Source organism: uncultured Psychromonas sp. (genome assembly GCF_947489755.1).
GTDB lineage: Bacteria > Pseudomonadota > Gammaproteobacteria > Enterobacterales > Psychromonadaceae > Psychromonas.
The window spans coordinates 56,285-77,477 of the sequence record NZ_CANLFB010000018.1 but is presented as its reverse complement, the minus strand read 5'-3'; the positions used below and the strand labels follow the sequence as shown (position 1 = coordinate 77,477).

17 protein-coding genes and 1 riboswitch are annotated in these 21,193 nt (G+C 33.3%); of the genes, 12 read left to right on the top strand and 5 right to left on the bottom strand.

Features of this window, described 5'->3' with window-relative positions; all coding sequences use genetic code 11:
* Window positions 1–766 precede the first annotated feature (766 nt).
* Entirely contained in the window at window positions 767–3,133 is a 2,367-nt protein-coding gene (locus Q0794_RS11570) for a GGDEF domain-containing phosphodiesterase (protein ID WP_298942040.1), read from the top strand.
* Window positions 3,134–3,660: 527 nt separating this feature from the next.
* On the opposite strand, the gene Q0794_RS11565 is transcribed toward Q0794_RS11570, so the two are convergent.
* Window positions 3,661–4,446 (bottom strand): LEA type 2 family protein, encoded by a 786-nt coding sequence (locus tag Q0794_RS11565; protein ID WP_298942039.1) that lies wholly within the window; start codon window positions 4,444–4,446, stop codon window positions 3,661–3,663.
* Window positions 4,447–5,103: 657 nt separating this feature from the next.
* Between Q0794_RS11565 and Q0794_RS11560 the strand changes: the two genes are divergently transcribed.
* On the top strand, window positions 5,104–6,126 hold the full coding sequence (locus Q0794_RS11560; protein ID WP_298942037.1) for a polysaccharide lyase family 7 protein: 1,023 nt from the start codon (window positions 5,104–5,106) through the stop codon (window positions 6,124–6,126).
* 124 nt (window positions 6,127–6,250) lie between these two features.
* Here the strand turns inward: Q0794_RS11560 and Q0794_RS11555 are convergent, their stop codons facing one another.
* Window positions 6,251–6,982: a DUF1499 domain-containing protein gene (locus Q0794_RS11555; protein WP_298942035.1), complete on the bottom strand. Its 732-nt coding sequence runs from the start codon at window positions 6,980–6,982 to the stop codon at window positions 6,251–6,253.
* 122 nt (window positions 6,983–7,104) lie between these two features.
* Entirely contained in the window at window positions 7,105–7,596 is a 492-nt protein-coding gene (locus Q0794_RS11550; protein ID WP_298942033.1) for a MarR family transcriptional regulator, read from the bottom strand.
* Window positions 7,597–7,737: 141 nt separating this feature from the next.
* On the opposite strand from Q0794_RS11550, the gene Q0794_RS11545 reads away from it, so the two are divergent.
* Window positions 7,738–8,928, top strand: coding sequence for a multidrug effflux MFS transporter (locus tag Q0794_RS11545; protein ID WP_298942031.1), 1,191 nt, complete (start codon window positions 7,738–7,740; stop codon window positions 8,926–8,928).
* 183 nt (window positions 8,929–9,111) lie between these two features.
* Here the strand turns inward: Q0794_RS11545 and Q0794_RS11540 are convergent, their stop codons facing one another.
* Window positions 9,112–9,696 carry a hypothetical protein gene (locus tag Q0794_RS11540; RefSeq protein WP_298942029.1) on the bottom strand — a complete coding sequence of 195 codons (585 nt, stop codon included), beginning with the start codon at window positions 9,694–9,696 and terminating at the stop codon, window positions 9,112–9,114.
* A gap of 335 nt (window positions 9,697–10,031) precedes the next feature.
* Here Q0794_RS11540 and Q0794_RS11535 point away from each other — a divergent pair, with 335 nt between their 5' ends.
* The 5 genes from Q0794_RS11535 (at window position 10,032) to Q0794_RS11520 (ending at window position 14,608) form a co-directional block, all read left to right on the top strand.
* A complete protein-coding gene (locus Q0794_RS11535; protein ID WP_298942028.1) occupies window positions 10,032–10,901 on the top strand; it encodes an MYG1 family protein in 870 nt (289 codons plus the stop codon).
* A gap of 314 nt (window positions 10,902–11,215) precedes the next feature.
* Window positions 11,216–11,386: a DUF1315 family protein gene (locus tag Q0794_RS18290; RefSeq protein WP_366522544.1), complete on the top strand. Its 171-nt coding sequence runs from the start codon at window positions 11,216–11,218 to the stop codon at window positions 11,384–11,386.
* A gap of 62 nt (window positions 11,387–11,448) precedes the next feature.
* Window positions 11,449–11,817 carry a hypothetical protein gene (locus tag Q0794_RS11530; RefSeq protein WP_298942026.1) on the top strand — a complete coding sequence of 123 codons (369 nt, stop codon included), beginning with the start codon at window positions 11,449–11,451 and terminating at the stop codon, window positions 11,815–11,817.
* Between the two features lie 154 nt (window positions 11,818–11,971).
* Window positions 11,972–13,357, top strand: a complete 1,386-nt coding sequence (locus Q0794_RS11525; RefSeq protein ID WP_298942025.1) for a class II fumarate hydratase — start codon at window positions 11,972–11,974, stop codon at window positions 13,355–13,357.
* A gap of 804 nt (window positions 13,358–14,161) precedes the next feature.
* Window positions 14,162–14,608 (top strand): hypothetical protein, encoded by a 447-nt coding sequence (locus Q0794_RS11520; protein ID WP_298942024.1) that lies wholly within the window; start codon window positions 14,162–14,164, stop codon window positions 14,606–14,608.
* Window positions 14,609–14,810: 202 nt separating this feature from the next.
* On the opposite strand, the gene Q0794_RS11515 is transcribed toward Q0794_RS11520, so the two are convergent.
* Window positions 14,811–16,622, bottom strand: a complete 1,812-nt coding sequence (locus tag Q0794_RS11515; RefSeq protein WP_298942022.1) for a methyl-accepting chemotaxis protein — start codon at window positions 16,620–16,622, stop codon at window positions 14,811–14,813.
* A 680-nt stretch (window positions 16,623–17,302) separates the two neighbouring features.
* A riboswitch (cyclic di-GMP riboswitch) is annotated at window positions 17,303–17,391 on the top strand.
* A gap of 76 nt (window positions 17,392–17,467) precedes the next feature.
* Between Q0794_RS11515 and Q0794_RS11510 the strand changes: the two genes are divergently transcribed.
* From Q0794_RS11510 to Q0794_RS11495, 4 genes are all read left to right on the top strand, one after another.
* Complete coding sequence (locus tag Q0794_RS11510) at window positions 17,468–18,898, top strand: fibronectin type III domain-containing protein (RefSeq protein WP_298942021.1); 1,431 nt, start codon at window positions 17,468–17,470, stop codon at window positions 18,896–18,898.
* A 552-nt stretch (window positions 18,899–19,450) separates the two neighbouring features.
* Window positions 19,451–19,777, top strand: a complete 327-nt coding sequence (locus tag Q0794_RS11505; RefSeq protein WP_298942019.1) for a hypothetical protein — start codon at window positions 19,451–19,453, stop codon at window positions 19,775–19,777.
* 472 nt (window positions 19,778–20,249) lie between these two features.
* Window positions 20,250–20,492, top strand: a complete 243-nt coding sequence (gene nrtS, locus Q0794_RS11500) for a nitrate/nitrite transporter NrtS (protein WP_298942017.1) — start codon at window positions 20,250–20,252, stop codon at window positions 20,490–20,492.
* A gap of 142 nt (window positions 20,493–20,634) precedes the next feature.
* Window positions 20,635–21,141: a hypothetical protein gene (locus Q0794_RS11495; protein WP_298942015.1), complete on the top strand. Its 507-nt coding sequence runs from the start codon at window positions 20,635–20,637 to the stop codon at window positions 21,139–21,141.
* Window positions 21,142–21,193 lie beyond the last annotated feature (52 nt).

Here is a 21,193-nt window from a genome sequence, read left to right as displayed (position 1 = left end):
TGCTGATATTTTGAAAATGGTCGCTAGTAATACGATTATCCCAATAATAAAAAATTCTAATAGAGTATCACGTAATGAAATGAATCTTTTATATTCAACAACTCTCGCTATTTTTGTTACACATTTAAAACCGCTTAAATAAGACATAGTCTTCCCCTTCTATTAAATTAAATGATTCCTTTCCTGTTAATGGTTACGATCAAAGCAACAATTATTCCAATATAAGTGTCATTTCTATCTTATTGATATTATTTGACTTAATTTTATATATTTATATTTTTTAATCTATCAGTCTGTAAATCGCACCCTAAAAGAGCACAAAGACAACCTTTTAGATGACATTTTTAATTTATCTTTTTTGAATAAATCTAGATTATTGACAATAAGAGTATGATTAAAATCAAATTGTTAATAATCACTCTCATTTAGAGTTGAAAAATGATAAATAACATTTTGATATGATAGGTAATTTTTATATTTATCTTTAATATCAAATATATGTGATTTATAAGTTGGATTTATATCCAATATGACAAAGGTCACATATTGGCCTCTATTGATTGTTAATTAATTAGTATAGACTGAATTTTAGTGCAATTTAGATGCATAAAAACAAACTAAGATGATGATTCTTAATATAAGTTAATCAGTCTTAGCCTTTTTAAATATTCTTTAATAAGTACATTTAAGAGGTGGATAAAGAAAGAAGTCCAAATATTAGCTTTCGGCTATTAACACGATATAAATATATGGAAATAAATACGTAATGAAGAGCCTTAAAAACAAAATATTTTTGTTATTTGTTTCTATATTATTAATGGTGCAGGGAATTGCATTTTGGTCGTTATATTGTGCTAATAAAAGCCAAGAAGACGCCGAAATTAAAAACCGATTAACCACGGGAATAACTATTTTTACTGAGTTATTTGAACGACGCTTAGCCTACTTATCAGCTTTTACTGATATTGCAGCAACTGATCACGGTGTAAAAAAAGTATTTGATAATGAAGATATTAGACATTTATTACTTTCTTTGAATAACCATAGACAACGTATTAATACTGATCTTGCAATGGCGATTTCTGTCGATGGTGTTATTACTGGTCAATTACAACGTCACTTTATCAAATCTGAATTTTCATATGAAAGCTCAGAAATTATCAAAAATAATACTATAAAATCTGGAAATGAATTAGGTTCTTTATTTCGTTATCCAGATTGGTTAACTTCTAGACAACATTCTAAGATATATATTATTGATAATGTACTTTATCAGATCAGTATTTCCCCTATTAAGTCTAGCTCTAAAAATATTGGCTGGTTGGTTTTTGGTTTTGAAATTAATCAAGCATTAGCAAATGAATTTAAAAGTATTACGCATTTACAAACTGATTTTATTTTAAAAGAAAATGGAACATTTACGCTTCAAGCTTCTTCAAAACAAAACATTAAAATGAGTAATACAGAAAAGTTAGCATTAGCCAAATCAGTTAATCAAAATATTACACCAGAGCAATATATCGCTACGCACACCATTATATCTCAATTTAATCAGAGAGAATTAGGTGTTTATATGTATAGTTTACGTGAGAATATTGTTTCACTACTGGAAGAACAATGGCTGCAACTTTTGTTATTGGCGGCATTAACATTTTTTGCCTCATTATCTGGTGCTTATTTAGTTGCGGCTTCTATTAGTAAGCCCATTAACCGATTAGTCGCTCACGCAAAAGTGATTGCCGCAGGCCATTTTGAACAAAAAATCAAGTTCACAGAGAAGAATGAAATAGGTCAACTTGCCAATGAATTTAATCATATGCAACTGGCGCTTGCACAACGTGAAGAGGCGATTATTCGTCTTGCTAATCACGATCTCCTGACCGATTTACCTAATAGACACAGACTTAATGAAGTATTATCTGCATTGAAAGATGATCACTTTATGATGGTGCATTTAAATTTAAGTCGTTTAAAAGATGTTAATGCAACATTAGGGTATGACGTCGGCGATTTAGTTATTCAAACACTCGCGATTCGTTTACAAACTATTTCAGAGCATCAACATGTACAATTTCTAGTTCACCTAGGGGCCGATGAATTTATTTTAATCTTAGATTCAATGGAAATTAATGAGGTGAGTGCTCAAGTTAATAAAGGGTTAGAGGATGTATTTTGTTTTCAAGGAATTAGTCTTCAACTCCAAGTGAGGATGGGGATTGCCCTCTATCCAGAACATACTTCAGATGTCACTAGATTAGTACAAATGGCAGATACCGCCTTACATCATACAAGAAATAACGGTAGTCTCATTCAAGTTTATCAGCCTAATTTAGACATTAATTCAGTTGAACGATTAAACTTGATTAATGATTTAAGACAAGCAATTCCTTGTAACCAATTTGAACTCCATTTCCAACCTAAGTTATGTTTATATTCATTAAAAGTAACGCATGTAGAAGCATTAGTGCGTTGGACACATCCAACACTTGGTATGATTCCCCCTGATAATTTTATTCCCATTGCAGAGAAAACAGGACAGATCGAAGGGTTAACTCGTTGGGTCTTTGTCGCTGCGTTGATGCAATGTGCTGAATGGAATAAGTTAGGCCTTGGTATTAATATTTCTGTTAATATTTCTGCTGAGAATTTGAAAGAGTCTGATTTTTATGAGTTTGTTTGTAAAATGATGAGGATTCAAAACATTAAACCACAACAAATTACACTTGAAGTCACAGAAAGTTCGGTTGTAGAGGATCCAAAATCAGCTATTAAATTATTAGGTAAATTTAAAGACTACGGTTTTAGAATTTCGATTGATGATTATGGAACAGGTTACTCTTCATTAGCACAGCTTAAGCAACTTCCTGTCCATGAATTAAAAATAGATAAATCATTTATTCAACGTCTTGAGCATGATATCGATGATCAAATTATTGTTCGATCTACTATTGATTTAGCACATAACATGGGCCTTAAAGTGGTTGCCGAAGGTATTGAGGATGAGTTCTCCTTGTTATGGCTAGCTCAATATAATTGTGAATTAGCACAAGGGTATTTCATTAGTAGACCTAAACCTGCGAGTGAGTTAACACCTTGGCTTTTAAATCCACCTAAATTTACTCATTCACTATAATGAACATGAAGGTATAGGTCATACACTTTAACGCTACTTTTTTATGCAATTGATATTCCTATTTATTCCTCTTGCTATCACCATAAGTAATCGCTCTATTTTCACCTGAAAACGGTTACTTTTTCGTTAATATTTAAGGCCTGTGCTAGTTTAGCTAGTTTAATTTATGATTCTAATCTAACTGAGTTGAGCCTTTACTCTTAACATAAATGAGCATGAAATGTAACGCTCAGACATCTTATTCTAATTAACTAACCTCAATTTTGGTTAATCAAAGTGGAATCATATCTTTTGATTAGTCAGTGCCATTCGTTTTGTATAGTTCGAGAGGCATTATTGAATCAATAACGGGTTACTGAGAGGTAATTTAACGCAGAAATAGCGGTGGTATCGCTTTGTTTATCGAGAGATGAGGTTATGTAGTGCCTTATTAAGATTTTTAGCTGCCTAAAGCATTCATTTTGATATAGCTTTATCGCAATTTAACCACAGTGCTTCGATATAGAAGCGCTGTGGTTATTTTTTACTTAACGAATAAATGACGATAAGTTAATCGTTTGATCATAAGATTTTGTAAAGAGTGGTGATGTAATTTCAAAGTGTAATGGTAGCTCAGGGCTCAACAATAACGCGAATACATTACTGAACATATCACTTGGTTTAATAGTTAATGGTAATTGCAGGTTACTTTTACCTTCTGTTATTTTTTGGCTGTTTAATGCACCTTTAAATAATTCACTACCTTTTGAAGAGACTGAATAATTAACATCATCTAACGGTAAACTGAAATCATTCTGATTATCAACATCCACACTTAATATAATATCTAATTGGCTAAAACTTGCGTTGACAACCTTAAGGTCGGCAATTGAAACTTCTGGGATATAGATAGTTGAAGAGCGTTCAAAAGGAATCGCTAAACCTAATGAATTTACATTACCTTTAATTTGGTAATCTAATTTTCTTTCTTTAAATAAAAGTTGCTGTAAAGATGTTAGTGTTTCTTGTGTTAAAGCAAGCGACAGACTTACATCTTTGTTTCCATTTGCAGGTAAAGTACCAATGGCATCGGTTTCACCAGCTAGCATCTTTTCATCGTTTAATGAAAGTTCATAAGTTACGCTATTAATCGGTAACGAAAATGCATTACCGTTTACAATATTAAATGTCGGATTAAGTTCAATCCGATCCATCGACACTTCACCAATCGCAAATGACTTATAGTTAACGTCCGGTTGTTTTACGTAATCTTTTATTACGCTACAAGCTGTCAACATAGTTACTGTTGTCACGATCATAAGTTTTTTGAACATAATTTTTCCTGTGATAAAAAATAATTTATTTTAATGAGTATAAATTTTTGTATTGGTCTTATGTGGATTATATCAGATTGTTTATATTGATTAATGCGATAAAAATAAATGTTTAATAATATAAGAATGATCGCTGTACGATGCCGACAAAAAATTAAACGATGAATATTTAACTAATATTCTTTGATTCACTTTTAGCCTGTTTTTAATATTGTTTATTTCAACATCTTTGGTTTCAAAACTATTCCCTTATTGATTTAGAGTTCTCACGACCTGCAAATATTTAGTATGAGTACCTACTTCGCATTTTAGTTCACTTAAAATACCTAATTTGTATTATTTTAATACCTTTATCACAAATAGTAATCGTTATCATCAATAGATCAAAAAAAGAATGTTAATGTTCTTGGGCAGTAATATAAAATGAAGAATACCGATTAACAAAGCGATGTAAGTTGTTGTTTTGTTTGTGTTGTTTTTCGTTTAATAGGGCATTAGTTCATCTAGAAAAACACCTTAAAGAATTATTTAGTTGTTTTAAGTTATTCAAGGCGTTGCTAGATGTTTATATTTGGAAAGCTATATCGACGCCCATAGCTATTCATTTGAATATTTCAAATATAAGTTTAATTAAATAATTATTACAAGGAAATACTAATGAATATGAGTTTTAAAAAAAGCAAATTATCGTTGTTAATCGGTACATTAATGTGCAGTGTTTATACTGCGAATGTAAGTGCAGCAACGGATTATGGACTTGATAGTACTGTTGCCCCATCAGGTAATTTTGAACTAATAGATTGGTATTTGAGCATTCCAGTAGATAATGGGAGTGGAAAAGCAACCTCCATTAAAGAAAGTGAATTATCTTCTGGTTATGAAGATGAGTATTTTTATACTGGTGATGATGGCGGAATGGTATTCATAACACCTATTGATGGAGTAAAAACATCTAGTGGCACTAAATTTACACGAACAGAACTTCGTGAAATGCTACGTCGTGGTGATACTAGTATCGATACTAGCTATGATGCAGATGATGATGGAGATGCCAACGGTCGATTAAATAACTGGGCATTTTCAAGCATTTCAAGTAGTGATGAAGATGAATTTGGTGGAATAGATGGTGTTTTAAGCGCTACTTTAGCAGTTAACCATGTAACGACGACTAGCTCAAATGATGAGCAAGTTGGGCGTATCGTCATTGGGCAAATACACGCTGACGGTAATGAGCCCATTAGATTGTATTATCACAAACTACCAGGCAATACGAATGGGTCTATTTACTTTGCACATGAAACATCTAAATCAGATGGTGGAGATGAAACTTGGTATAACTTATTAGGTGACATGGTAGATTCTGATGGTTTTAAAGATTCAGGCTATGATACCGACCCATCTGATGGCATTGCTTTAGATGAAGAGTTTTCTTACAGCATCACTGTCGATGGCGATGATATGAATGTTACTATTAGCCAAAATGGAAAAACATTAGCTGATGAAGATATTGATATGTCTGACAGTGGTTATGATGATTCTGATAATTATATGTATTTCAAAGCAGGCATCTATTTACAAGATTGTGATGACGAAGAAGAAGAGTGTGATAGTGATACCGACGACTATGCAAAAGCGACTTTCTACGAGTTAAGCAATAACCATGATAACTATAGTTATTAACATGTTAATTAAATTAATGTTAACTTCGCTATGATATGGTTTAAGTCATTATGTTAATTAAATGAGATAAATGGCCACTATTACTGTGGCCATTTTTGTATGTCGTTCGGTTTTAATTAGTCTGCTAGTTAGCGAATCTTTTAGAGAATTCAGTAATACGTTTTGCATTAACACCTCTGTCACCACGCCCAATACGAGACACACTTCTAATATCAATACGGCTACCGGTTTCTTCGGCTGATACTCTAATAACAATATCATCAGCAAAATTAAAAAATGCAGTTCTTGCTGTTGCTTCGATAGTATATAAAGCTGGGTTTTTAGCGACAATCTTCCAACCCATTGAATTTGCTATTATCATTGCTTTATCATAGGCCTTTTCAGCAGTAAGGTTAGCGGTAAGTGGTTTAATATTAGGAAATGCTTTTAATTGTTGCTGAGCAATTTCTTCGCCACCGTAAACTAAGGTATTTTTTGAACCTGGGCGTTGATCCGTTAAAAAGGTGAATTGCGGCGGTGTTTGAGTATCAGTTGTAATATCGTGGATAGGCGGATAACGAGTTGGTTCTTTTATCATGTTCGCTATAGCAGGCGCTAAGATCATTAACCCTAATACTAATGCAATTAATGACTTTACCGCTGATTTAAATTGCTTACCATATAGATTGAATACTGTTGAAATACTTGCCGATACAACGACGATATAGCCTAATATATTGTTATAGTTTCTACTTGCACCAAAACCGACAATCGGTTCCCATAAGCCAATTGAAGATCCAAATACCATTAATGCCGCTATTAAAAAACAACTGATTGCTACGAATAACACCGTATTACTTAAGTCTATTCTTTTCATAAATTTCTCTTCTTGGTTTATTTCATTAGTTTTAAAAATAGTTATTTTTATTGAATTATTTCACATCAACTTACTGCCATTAGATTAGGTGTATTAAGTTATTTGACATTAAGTTACGTTAGTTACTCCCAAACATGGAGTATTTTTTCTAATAACGTATTTAATTGTGCTTTTTCATTTTCGCTTAATACCGACATTCTTTTTTGTTCATCAGCATGTAATTCAACAATAACGTTATCAATTAAGTGCTTACCTGCTTCTGTTAATTGAACGAGCCTTCCGCGTTTATCGTTAGGGTTATCAATGCGTATGATGAAATCAGCCACGGCGAGGCGGTTTAATACTTTAGTTAACCCACCTGAGCTGAATAACATCGCGCTAGATAACTCTGTAGGTGTTAAACAATGTGGCAGTGGTTCTTTTCTTAGTGTTTCTAGAACAGAAAAGTCAGCGGGTTGTATTGTGTAATGACTTAAAACTTGTTCAAGATTACGGTGTAAATAAGTACTAATTCTATGAATACGTAATATTTCAGGTGATAAATCTTGATTCGATTCAGGCCAATTATTTTTAGTATTGATTAATATTTCATTAACAGGTGTTTGTTTGATCATAAAGGTTACCTTTTTTATTTCGTTAATATACCTTGCTAGAAAGGTAAAATACACTTATTATTAGCTTTCTAGAAAGTAAAAATAAAAATAAAAGTAAATCAGTCAGCAAACCGTTAAATGAAAAGTGAGTTAAGAGGTTTTATGAATAAATATATTTCAACACCATTATTAATATTATTAGCAGGTATTTCTGCATTAACACCTTTTGCGACTGATGGCTATTTATCGGCAATTCCAGTGATGGCAAATGATCTTAATACAGATATCTCGATGGTTGCCATTACCGTCAGCCTTTATATTTTTGGGTTAGCGATAGGGCAATTGATTGGGGGACCGTTATCAGATCGTTTTGGTCGTAAATCAATCATCGTATTTGGACTCGTTATATTTAGCGTTGCTAGTTTTTTTATACCTTATGCAAACTCATTGGAAATGCTTTGGGGAATTAGATTAATACAAGCTATTGGTGGGGGTATTGCTGTTGTTGGTGTACCGGCTATTATCCGTGATAATTCGGTTGGTAAAGATTCCGCTCGATTGTTTTCATTGATTATGTTGATCACTATGTTAGCTCCCTCAATTGCACCTTCTGTAGGAACACTTATCTTAAAATTATTAAACTGGGGATGGATTTTCACATCATTGGGACTAGTTGGCGTGATGGTGACGATAATGGTTATCGTCATTATGCCTAAAGTGGCTAAACTGGATAAGAGTGTTAAAAGGGGGGGGTACTTAAGCGTATTTAAAGAAAGACGTGCATTAGGTTATCTCGTTGCTCAAGGTTTTTGTTTCTCAGTGTTAATGACGTTTTTAACGAATGCACCTTTTGCTTATATAGAACATTTTCATGTTAGTGAAACATTTTTCTCTGCTTTATTAATTTTAAATGTAGTGGGTGTCTCGATTGTTAACAGAATTAATCATTATTTATTAAATCATTATGAGCCAAACCAACTCTTAAAATTATTCTTAAGTGTTCAGTTGGTTGGTGCAATTATCTTAGTGATCGCGACCGCCTTTTTCCCTAATAACTTATGGTTTACTGTTGCTGGTTTTGTACTTATCACTGCGCCAATAGGTGGGGTGATTCCTAACTCTAGTGCGTGTTTTATGCATTACTTTGGAAAAAATGCAGGTATTGCTGCTGCCACATTAGGTGCGACACAATATATCTTAGGCGCTGTTGTTAGTGCTGTTGCAGCCATATTAAGTCATGACTCATTGTGGCCAATTGTTTTAGTTATGATGACTGCAACGTTGATTGCACTTTTTGGAGCCACTTATCGTTCGCAGCCACTGTTAGTTTCTGATTTAGAAGAACAAGTATAAATAAACTTGTATTCAGATAAGAAGTGAAGTGTTTATTGACCATAACGTATACTTTTGAGAATAAAGCCCTCTATGTAAATAGAGGGTATTTTCAGGTTAAAGTAATGCTTTACTTTAACTTCGAAAACCTTAACCGAAAACATTAAGCTTAAAAAATAAATGGATTTTAAAGCAATTTGAATGCTATTTACCGACTAATTTTTTCAATAAACTGGTAATAATCGACATAAAACTGACTGTTGCAGCGTCTGCTGAACTAGCTGCGCTTTCTGCTTTAATTTCTGCTTTGTTCTCAGGGATTGTACGTATCATATCGGTAAGACTTGCTTCATCGAAAATGAACCCATCACTATCGCCTTCTTGTGATTCATATTTATCGATTAACAAGTCAAGCAAATTAACGATAGTACTAGGCTTGTTGTGTGAGCCTATATTATCAAAGACAGCGCCATCACCTAATTCAACGATTCTGCGGCGAGGACGGAACTGGCTTTTACGTTCACTTAATTCTTTCCACGTTAGTTTATTAACGGTGGTTTCAATTTTATGATCATTTTTCCAATAAAGCGCATCACGGCCAATGATTAAACCTCTATGAAACTGCGTAAAAGAGGTGCGCATTGCTGCCAACACATATTCATCATCGGGAATGTCTAATACCGCACGCGCATAATGCTCGATTTCACGTGGTACAAGAGGGTTCATATTAAAGTTATTTTCCCCATGGTAATACGTTAGGATCTTAATTACCTCATCCAGCATATTCATTTGTAACTCCTTGATAAAATTCAGGTGCTTATCTTACTCGATTTATCATTTTTAAACAGGATAAAAGCGCTATACCCGTCTCGTTTTAAGTGATTGAATGAAGGTTTATAAGCCGATGCAGGAGATACTAGTTACTTCCCCGGTTATTTGAATAAATAATTATTCCAATAACCGTTAAATTGATGGCTTATTTAAAGCATCTTTATTGATTAATCGTGCTGCCTGTTTTTGTTGGCCATCATAGTATAGAATCCACTTTGTAATTTTTATTTATTTAAAAACCATCAATCAACATTCATGACTACTTCTTATCTCTTTCTAAAATGATATAAAAAATGACTCAAACAACTATAGCAACGCATAACGGTAATTTTCATGCTGATGATGTTTTTAGCATCGCGGCTCTTAAAAATATTTTTCCTTCTATTAATCTAATACGTACTCGTGATTTAGAAGTGATTAATAAAGCAGATCTAGTGATCGATGTTGGTGGAATATACGACGCTGATGCAGGACGTTTTGATCATCATCAACGTGGTGGAGCTGGTCAGCGCGAAAACGGTATTCCATATTCATCATTTGGCCTTATTTGGCAGAAATATGGTGTTGAGATCTGTGAAGGGAACGAAGACGTCGCGAAATCTATTGATTCAGGCTTAGTGTCTACCATTGATGCGATTGATTGCGGACATGTTGAAGGCGTTGCTCAGGGTATTAGCTTGAGTCAAACTATTTCAATGTTTAATCCGACTTGGCAAGAAGACAGTCATTTTGATACATGTTTTGATGAAGCCGTTGAATTTGCATCACGAGTATTAGCTCGTTTTATTGCTTCTGCTAGTGGCGGTATTAGTGCTAAAACAATAGTTGCAGCCGCTATTGATAACGCTGAAGATGCAAGAGTGATTGTGTTAGAAAAATACATCCCTTGGAAAAGAACAGTACATGCTTTATCTAAAGAAGCACTGTATATGGTTTATCCTTCATCAACAGGGCAATGGAGAATTCAAACAGTTCCTGTTGAGCCTGGTTCATTTGAAGATAGAAAGTCTTTACCTACTCCTTGGGCTGGACTGTCTGATCAAGCGCTTAAAGATGTCACTGGCATTGATGATGCAATGTTTTGTCATAACGGCCTATTTATTGCTGGCTGTGAATCTTTTGAAAGTACGATGAAAATGGCTGCAATGGCATTAGAAGCATAATATTTTAATATAAGAGGTGACGTTTTTTCACCTCTTACTTAAGCTTTCAAAGCTAAACCTAACCCTAACCCATTAACTACTGCTCCAACTTTACGTTCAATTTTATTGCTTAATGCATCTTTTGATATTTTATCTTTAATTTCATGTAACGACTCTAACTCTCACACTATTATTGCCATTTTTTTTAACCCTGATGTAGTTAACTAAAAAACATTTGCAAATGATAATCAATTGCATTAGTGTTTTGTTAATCATTTATCTAAGGGGAGAAAATATGAAACATTATCAGAAAATAAAGCATAGGGTGATTAAGTTTGTTTGAACAATTGTCTTTAAATTTACCTCATGAAATTTGCAAAGAATTTCGCATTGCATTAACACTCGGCTACTGGAAGAACGGCTTGCAGTTAAGTGATAAACAACGAAAAATTTGTGAACAAGCCTTGTTTTACAGTGAAAGTAATAAAACATCTATTATGCATTAATCGTTAAGTAACTTATTTGACTGCATGAATAGACAGCTATTAATCGTAAAGGAGTCTCTAAAATGGACGTACTTCGTAGAAAGATTAGATATGCAGAAGAAGCAGATAATCCATTACTTTTCTCACATTTTCTCAGCACTGATTTTAATACTCATATCGACAATCACAATCACAGTGACGGTGAACATAAGCAATGTATAGTCACTAAAGCTAAACAAAGAGCCTGTTTACTAGCACAATTCGAGTTGCTATTGGTGACATTATCAGATCAAAGTATTCCCATGCATTGGCGTCTTCAATGCTTAGATCATATTAATAAACCATTATTTACATTGCAGCGGTTAGTGGATGATGAAGACAGTGCTGAACAAGTTAAGGGCTTGTTTATTGAGCTTAAAATGATTAATCAGTCTTTATTATATAGCCTATAAAGTTTTAAATTTAAAATAACCATCTGTAATTTTTTGGCTGATTGAGTTTGTATTTAATTAACTAGGTTGAATTTAATGAACCATGTTTAGTCTTATTAAAGCTATAAAGTAATAAAACGATATTATCGAAACATTGCCATAAGAGACCATTAAAATGAAAAAAATGCGTATTGAACATGACAGTATGGGCGAGCTAGAAGTCGCATCTGAAGCGCTGTATGGCGCTCAAACACAACGTGCAATCAACAACTTCCCAATCAGTGGTAATCAATTACCCAAGTCATTTATAAAATCCCTATTATTAATTAAAGTTGCCGCAGCAAAAACCAACGTTACATTAGGTCAAATACCACCAAAAATGGGGGATGCCATTGAACAAGCCGTCAAACAATTACTCAATGATCCTCAATTAATGACACATTTCCCGGTTGATATTTACCAAACTGGCTCAGGCACGAGCACTAACATGAACGCAAATGAAGTGTTAGCAAACATTGCTAGTGGCATCTATGGAGAAAAAGTAGGAGCTAATGATCACATTAATTGCAGTCAAAGCAGTAATGATGTGATACCGACTACTATTCATGTGAGTGCCTCATTAGCATTACATGAAAAATTAATCCCTTCATTACAACGACTAGCGAGTACCACTCGTATCAAAGCAGAAAGTGTACATCATCATATTAAAACGGGGCGAACGCATTTAATGGATGCAATGCCAATTCGCTTAAGTCAAAGTCTCAATGGTTGGGCTTCACAAATAGAGCTTAATATAGCGCATTTAGAAGCATTACAAACAAGCATTCAAAGTTTGGCACAAGGTGGAACTGCGGTGGGGACTAGCATTAATGCAGATCCAAAATTTGCTGATATTTTTAATCAAAATTTATCTACCATGACAGGTATTCATTTTACGCCTGCAGATAACTTTTTTACGCATATTGGCACTCAAGATATTGCCGTTTCATTGTCAGGGCAATTAAAAGCAACCGCTGTTTCTATTATTAAAATTTCGAATGATTTACGATGGATGAACTCTGGACCTTTAGCAGGTTTGGGGGAAATAGAGTTAGAGGCTCTCCAACCTGGTTCTTCTATCATGCCTGGTAAAGTTAACCCAGTAATAGCAGAAGCTGCAGCAATGGTTGGTGCACAAGTGATAGGTAACGATGCTGCGATTACGGTTGCGGGGCAATCAGGTAATTTTGAATTAAATGTTATGTTGCCATTAGTGGCTAATAATTTACTGTCTAGTATTGAGTTATTAGCTAATGTGAGCATTTTATTAGCTGACAAAGCGATTAAAACGTTTACTGTTAATGAACAAAAATTAAAAGAAACATTAACCAGGAATCCTATTTTAGTCACCGCATTAAACCCAGTTATTGGTTATGAAAAAGCGGCAAAAATTGCAAAAATTGCTTATGCAGAAGGGCGTCCCATCATAGAAGTTGCCAATGAACATACCGATCTATCAAAAGAAGAGTTGATGGTGTTGTTAGATCCAACTAAATTAACCGAAGGTGGTATAAGTGGGTAAGAGATCTTAGAGCTTCAATAAGCTATTTTTAAGCCGTTTTACATTGTTTGAAAGTACCTTACTTTACATTATGTCTATTTATGCCAAATACGTTAATACCAATTACGTAAAATAAGTAGCCTAAGTTTTGCGCAGGAAAAATGACTTAGTTTAAAGTGTAAGTTAAGGCCTTTCGAAGATTAACTTCGCTAATTGTCTGTCGGTGAATTAATTAAAAAAGGATAATTCATTCATGTTTTTTCCTTTTACGAAATTTACAACGCAAAAAAAGTTATGTTAACAAGCTTGAATCTGCCAATTAAAATTGATCGATTAATTAGCGTGATTGGTATTATTAAGACTGACGTTAGCGAGCCAATAGTGAATGTTAGGTTTATCATTAAACATACTACCTGTCGTTACAAGCCGTCCCTATAAAAATGAAAATAACATTCACTCTTTCCATTTTTTATCTCTAAAATCGATGTATTGAATCCTCTTCAATATATCGCAGATTGATTTATTAAGTAGCAACTACTGCCTGACTAAATGCTTAATATGAACCTATCTACTAATCACACGTCAAAATTAAGCAAGTGTCTGATTAATGCTCTTTCTGTTCGATAAAAATAAGGGATGAGTCATACAGACCAGCAGCAAGTTATTTTTTAATATCAAAATATTAATGACAAACCAATTTAAAATATTAATGAAAGACCAATAAGTGTGAAGATAAAATTAATCAAGATCTGAATAAATACTTTTCACGTATATTAATCTTAACTTACATTTCATGTTTTATTAGAGGATACAATGAACATTACGATGGCTACATTTATGAGAAATTTCTTCTCAAAAGTACTTACTATTATCTTTTTTGGACTCGCGGCAGCGATTATTTTTTCTTTATTTCAACATATTGTAGATGGCATTATTAACCAAGTTGATCTTACTGAGCTTTTATTAAAGGGAATTAACACGGCTATTATCGCATTAGCCGTTTTTGAACTAGCGTTAATTATCCATAAAGAATATTCTGAACCTGAGGACGATAATAAAAAAGATGCGATAGAAACGTTGCGGGGTACATTACCGCGTTTCATTGGTACCGTGTGCGTCGCTTTAGCATTAGAAGGGTTGATCATGGTGATTAAATACAGTCAGCTAGATTTAGCTGGCAATCTTTATTATCCAGTGGCAATTATAATGAGTACTGCACTACTATTAACGTCATTAGGTGTTTTCTTGTTCTTAACTGAAAAACGTAAATAGTTTTTGTTAACAACATTAGAATTAAAAGGGCCATAAGTGATTAATGTGTAGCGATCAAGGGGGATGGATCAATAAGCCATTAATGAGCAAATAAGAAAAATACGTAATGTAAAAGCTTTGTATATTATCGGCATAGAAATCAAGTTTAAGTCGATAATTAACAAAGCTTTTTTTTAGCTAAATAGCAGTTAGTTTTTTAGCATTAAGATTTAAAACGGTTCACTAAGTTATCTAAACTTGATGCCATTGATTTCAACAAGTCAGTTGAAGACTCAATACTCTTAGAGGCTTCAGCACTTTCTTCCGTTCGGTCACTAATATTAACTACATGAACGTTAATTTCATTAATCACGGCTGATTGTTCTTCCGTTGCTGTTGCTATTTGCGTGTTTAAATCTGATATATGTTGAACGTTTTGAACGATATCATTTAACGCAACATTGGTTTTTTGTGCTGCGTCCAGTCCCAAAATGGCTTGCTTACGACTTTTATGTACCGAATCAACCGCCATTTTTGAACCATCTTGAAGTTCAGTAATCATTTTATGAATTTCATCTGTTGAGTCATGGGTTTTCTTCGCAAGGTTTCTTACTTCATCTGCTACGACTGCAAAACCTCGGCCATATTCACCTGCTCGTGCTGCTTCAATCGCCGCATTAAGTGCGAGTAGATTTGTCTGATCAGAAATACCACGTATAACATCAAGTACGCTACTAATTGAATCACTACGTTTCGCTAATATTTCAATATTAGATGAAACATGTTCCATATCATCTGCCATGTGACTGATTGTTTGGGTTGATTCATTCACAACTAATTGTGCTTGAGAGGTCATGTTCGTTGCTTCGTTGGTTGTTTGTGCTGCTACAGCCGCATTATTAGCAATTTCAGCAATAGTGCTGCCCATCTCATTAATAGCAACAGAAACTTGATGTGCTTCATCGCGTTGTTTATCAAGTGAAAGCTTTGATATGTTCGCATCTTGATAGACACTTTCAGATGCTTCTTTAATATTTGAAGACGTGTCCTTAACATCTTGCACGACAGTGCGAATGTTCTCTACAAATGCATTAAACCCTTTGGCTAACTCCGCAATTTCATAAGCACCATTTTCATCTACTTTACTCGTTAGATCACCTTCACCTTCGCCTAATACTCGGAAGTTGTTTGCCATTTTTTTGATCGGTAATACGAGTTGGTTGGCAAGTATGACACTAAGCCCAACAAATATAATAAGAATAACAATGAAGATGATGATCATATTATTACGAGATTCATTGAGCTGTGCATATAGCTCTGATTTTGGGACCTCAGCAATGATATACCAACCTAAGCTTTCAATATAACTAGTTGATATCACATAGTCACCAACTTGTTGAAAAGCAAATGGTTGACGTGAAAACAATGCTTGTTTATCTAATTCAGGGTAAATATCACTTACATTTTTAGACTCTGCAAAATCACGATTTTTGTGTACTTTCACTAAACCATCTTGATTTGCTAGGTAAACAAATCCAGTTTTTTCTATTTTAAATTGACGTAATAAGTTTGCAATATCACCAAATGTTCTTGACACTCCTGATGAACCGCGACCATTAACTTGTTGGTAATTAACGAAAACATTAATGGTGCCATCACTTTCAGTATAAGTGCTCGCAGATTCTGCTAAACCACTATTCTTGAATTTGTAATACCATGCATCATGATCATCATCTTTTAATGCACGAAGAAACCCATCTTGATTCCAATATTTAGCAGAGTCTCGTTCAATATAAGATGCATTACTTAACGCATTATTTTTTGCTATGCCAGTTAGGTATTGTGTTAGTAAACGATCTGTTTCATCTGAATCATTATTATCAATTAATCTGTAGATAAAAGGGTTATTAGCGATAGCCTTCGTGATCGCTTTCATCTCTGAAACTTCACCGTCTACGGTTTGTGAGACTCGTTGAACTAAACTTGGTAGTTCTGAATTTTCTAATCGGCTTAACAATAACTCACGAGATTTCATCTGTGAGACTACAGAAATGACACCTGTCGAGACAAAAACTGCCAGTAAAATGCTAAGTATTAATCGGTTTTTTATAGAAAGTGAACGCATAATAGCCTTAATAAAACAAAATAAGTTAAGAGTATTAGTACTTATAAATATAAGTACTTAGATCATCGCTATTTAAAACATAGCGATGAGTAAAAAGTATATGTTGCTCGTTATATAATATAATGATTTATTAAATTAAGTAACCACAAGTAGGTAGTGTATCACTTGGTTAATTGTTAACAATTAATTATTAAATTTATTACTAAATTAAAGGTAGAGTGTTTATGACTTTTATCTTTAAACGTCTATTTCATTTAATGTGTTTTATTAATTTACGCTCTCGTAAAGCTTAAAAATAACGTTATAGCTCATCATTTTAGTGGCGAAGCAACATATATTTTTAGTTTAATGTCACTGATGATTTATTAGTTCACTGCATTTTCCTCTCTATTTCATAATGCCAATAAATTTTTATTTATCATTACTTTCTGTTAAATCATTGTATTAAATAATTTATTTTTTATTTGTAAATTTATTGAACAATTAATTTTACAAATGAACATTTCTAAACTACCTTTTTAGGGGTAGTTATTTAAATTTTTATAAAATCAAATATAAAAAATATATCATTTAATTGTTTGCATGTTATAGCTAGAAAAAGGCAAGATAAGGGAAACTTTATCACGCAAAACCACCGGCCTGTCGACTGTTTAATGTCTATGGTAGCGGAGTTGCCGAGGCGATATTTATTATCTTCCTCCACTTTACATCTATGCAATATAGCAGAAAAAAAGTGATAATTTAGTGGAGGAAAAATGAATAAAAAATCTATTGGTATAAAAAGAAAAGTACTTGTTATCGCTTCATCTGTCTTAATCAGTAGCTCTGTATTTGCAGAAACCTTACAAGTATCCTGGTTAGACAGCTCTTCAAATGAAGACGGTTTTATGATCGAAAAGCGTCTTTTAGAAAATGAATTATTTGAAACTATTTCAACACTTTCTGCTAATACGAGTACCTATACTGATTCTGACGTTATCATCGACGAAACATATTGTTATCGTATCGTTGCGTATAATCAAGCAGGGCTGAGTCCATCTGAAGAATCTTGTCTAGCGGTTATTGGTGAGGATGAAGTAGAAGTCATTACGCCTAGAACGCCAGATAAAGTATCTACTGAGGAATACACTTATACAGATATAACCATTTCACACGAGTTTATTAGTAAACCAACTACTATCGAACTGGGTGACAAAAAGCTTTATTCATTCAAAAGCGATGAAACCTATAATGAATCATACAGTGACAGCAGTATCGAGAATGCTGAATTTTATGCCGAGAGTGGAAGTGTTAAAGAATATGATCGTGACTATTTTATTTTTCAAAAAAATGGTGACGAATTAGTTAATGGTTATGTTCACATGGGGTTTAACAGTAATAATAAACTAACGTTTGATTTACAATCTATCGGAAGCATGCAAACTGCAACCTTATATATGCAAGCGGGTGTTTGGAGTAATGAAAGTTCATCCGTTGTGGTTACTGTCGGTGACAAAGAGCAAAATATTTCATTACCGAGGGGATATGCGTGGCAATATATTTCTGTCGAGATAATGCTTGATGGAACTGCACCTGTCATGATAACCACTGACACTGATCAAGGAGGATATAGTTCATTAATGTTTGCAGGTATTGTGCTTAACGATCCGATACTTCTTGAAAACGAAGAAAACGAAGAGCCTATACAATATGCTTCATTACTTTCTGTTGATACAGGGATCAGTACATCGGTTGACGTTACTGATATAGAGTTTGTAACGCATAGTATTCAAACTGGAAATGTTGATTTTTCAGATGCAAGCGTAATAGATTTATCATTTTATGGTGATAGCAAAACTTATAGCAATAACTATAACTTTATTAACCAAAATGGCAGCAGCTACGCAGGGTATAAATTTATGCAATGGAATGAAGAAAACGGCATTATGTTGAAATTACAAAGTGGTGATTCTCAAATCAATATTGCATCATTATACTTTTCCGCTGGGGCTTGGACATCTCAAATCGCTACAATAGAAGTTATCATTAATGATCAAAGTGAATTTATAGAATTATCTTCTGGTTATGCTTGGAAAAGAATGAAAGTAGATATTGAGTTTGAAGGTGAGTTGAATGTAGATATTCGTCCCGTTGGTACTTTGGGTGGATACAGTGCATTACAATTTGCAGGTTTAACACTTTATTAACATTATTTATTAATAAGTAACTTTAATAAAAATAGGCTGAAAACCGAATCTTTACGATTCGGTTTTTTTCATTTGTATTTAACCTCAATTCTGGTTAGTGAAAACGACATTATATTTAAAGTCATAAGGTTATATTATGTGACTAGTCAGTACCGTTAGTTTTGCGTAGTTCAAGGCTAATTATTGAAGTAATAACTGCTATCGAGAGATAATTTAACTTAGAAATTCACGAAAATAGCGTTTTTTTATCGCTTTACTTATCCAGAACTGAAATTATTTAAGTCTTTATGCAAACCACTCTAATTAGCAGATTTATTCACTGGCTAAAAAACTGACTTCTTCGTTATAATTTTCGTTAAGGCATTTCATTTCTACATTTAAGGGATAAGATCTTTTAGTTAATTCTCCGACAATCCATTAACGGCGCTAATCTTCAAATTCCCATCATGCTTTCGTTTATTTTTTATTGTTTTTTTTGTGATAATAATGACTTATCAATCACATTGGTTATATGATGTTAGTTTTTGTCTATCTCTTTAAATAAGGTTAAATATGGATATTTTAATTATTCTTATCGTTCTTTTTATCTTTACGGCGATCCCCATAAAAATTAGTGCTAACATTTTAAAAATTGAAGGTGCTACGATAGGTGTTTGCATCATCGCTGTTATTCTTTCAATTATAGCGAATATATTAACGGCATTATTAATTGGGGAAGGAGTATTTCCTAGTGTTATTGCCTTCATTATTACGGGTATTTTCTTTTCTTGGCTGTTCAAAGTTAATACTGTGACTGGCTTTGTACTGGCAGGTATAAGTATTGCTGTACAACTCATCCTTGCCTTTTTTATTGCTGGTTTAGGTTATGCGCTAATTTAGCGCCTCAAATGAAAGTAAGTTATTTAACCTCAATTCTGGTTAACGGAAGCGAAAGGTTATTTGAAATCATATAGTTATAAAAGTTTATTATTCAATACTGCTAGTTGTGCGTAGTTCAAGGCAAATTGTGGAAGCAATAACTGGTTATTGGGAAATAATTTAACGAAGAAATTCGCTCAAATAGTGGTGTTGTATCGCTTTTCTTATCCGGAACTGAGGTTAGTTAGTGAGTTATTGCCAATAATTAATTCTAAATAAGCGGTAGGGGGTATTGGCTACCCTAAACTCCCCACTTCTTTTATACCGTTAATTTTTATTTTATAGCCAGATTTTATATTCACTATTTTGAATATAAACATGTTTGTCTCTCAGTTTTATTCATTTCTAAGATTTATAAATATAAGAAGAAAGCTATCCGGTTGGAATATTTTGTGTATTATTCTGTAATATTCAATAATTAGGACCCACTATCATGACGAAGCAAGCTCCCGGATTTCTAGATATAGCCCTCACTTCGAAAGTCGTAAAACCAGCCTTGAAAGTTGCATTGTTTGTAGGAACATTACTTGCGCTAATAAATCATGGCAGTGCACTTTTACTAATGGACTTAGACATGAGTCGATTCTTTCAGATTATATTGACCTACTTTGTGCCTTATGGCGTATCAACTTATTCAGCTGTTAAAGCCATACAGAATATTGAAAAAGTAAAATAATACATATTTAATAACCCCTTAGATTAAAATCATAAGTGTATAACTTAAATAGATAGAAAAAGTGATCTGCTGAATATATGCTCATCGCATTTATTTTTTTGTAAAACACGTTTGTATTTTTTAGTTTTAATGAGATCACCTTATGAAAATTATTTACCTTTTTACTTTATTATTTTTTAATGCTTTTAATGTAATGGCAAAAGAAGTGATTATGGATCATTCTCACTTGCCTATTAACGTTCCTGATAATATCGCGACACCTGCTTTGAGCTTACATCTCGTAAAAGATGCAATGTCTGGTTATAACCTAACATTGCAATTACAACGCTATACGCTTATACCCCCACCGGAAGGCGTTTCATCGATGATGGAACTAATGAAAGCCAGTATCAATAAGAAATCTGGGTTTGTTGAGGGACATGCTCACCTTTATGTTAACGGTATTAAAATTCAACGCATTTATGGTAAACATATCCATATAAATCAATCGTTATTTAAAAACGGCATTAATACCGTTTCAGTTACCTTAAATAATCACGGTCACATGTATTGGGTTGCACACGATAAAAAGGTGTTATCTACTTTATATGTTGATAAAGATAAAACTCCTTTTATTACCTACAAATTTGAAAGCTTCCCTGTGAAATAACTTTTTATATTTTAAATACTAAAATTAGCTTAGTTAGCTAATTTCTTAATAA

Coding starts and splice junctions, on each gene's coding strand:
- Q0794_RS11570 (WP_298942040.1), top strand. CDS start 767: ATGAAGAGCCTTAAAAACAAAATATTTTTGTTATTTGTTTCTATATTA.
- Q0794_RS11565 (WP_298942039.1), bottom strand. CDS start 4,446: ATGTTCAAAAAACTTATGATCGTGACAACAGTAACTATGTTGACAGCT.
- Q0794_RS11560 (WP_298942037.1), top strand. CDS start 5,104: ATGAATATGAGTTTTAAAAAAAGCAAATTATCGTTGTTAATCGGTACA.
- Q0794_RS11555 (WP_298942035.1), bottom strand. CDS start 6,982: ATGAAAAGAATAGACTTAAGTAATACGGTGTTATTCGTAGCAATCAGT.
- Q0794_RS11550 (WP_298942033.1), bottom strand. CDS start 7,596: ATGATCAAACAAACACCTGTTAATGAAATATTAATCAATACTAAAAAT.
- Q0794_RS11545 (WP_298942031.1), top strand. CDS start 7,738: ATGAATAAATATATTTCAACACCATTATTAATATTATTAGCAGGTATT.
- Q0794_RS11540 (WP_298942029.1), bottom strand. CDS start 9,696: ATGAATATGCTGGATGAGGTAATTAAGATCCTAACGTATTACCATGGG.
- Q0794_RS11535 (WP_298942028.1), top strand. CDS start 10,032: ATGACTCAAACAACTATAGCAACGCATAACGGTAATTTTCATGCTGAT.
- Q0794_RS11530 (WP_298942026.1), top strand. CDS start 11,449: ATGGACGTACTTCGTAGAAAGATTAGATATGCAGAAGAAGCAGATAAT.
- Q0794_RS11525 (WP_298942025.1), top strand. CDS start 11,972: ATGAAAAAAATGCGTATTGAACATGACAGTATGGGCGAGCTAGAAGTC.
- Q0794_RS11520 (WP_298942024.1), top strand. CDS start 14,162: ATGGCTACATTTATGAGAAATTTCTTCTCAAAAGTACTTACTATTATC.
- Q0794_RS11515 (WP_298942022.1), bottom strand. CDS start 16,622: ATGAAATCTCGTGAGTTATTGTTAAGCCGATTAGAAAATTCAGAACTA.
- Q0794_RS11510 (WP_298942021.1), top strand. CDS start 17,468: ATGAATAAAAAATCTATTGGTATAAAAAGAAAAGTACTTGTTATCGCT.
- Q0794_RS11505 (WP_298942019.1), top strand. CDS start 19,451: ATGGATATTTTAATTATTCTTATCGTTCTTTTTATCTTTACGGCGATC.
- nrtS (WP_298942017.1), top strand. CDS start 20,250: ATGACGAAGCAAGCTCCCGGATTTCTAGATATAGCCCTCACTTCGAAA.
- Q0794_RS11495 (WP_298942015.1), top strand. CDS start 20,635: ATGAAAATTATTTACCTTTTTACTTTATTATTTTTTAATGCTTTTAAT.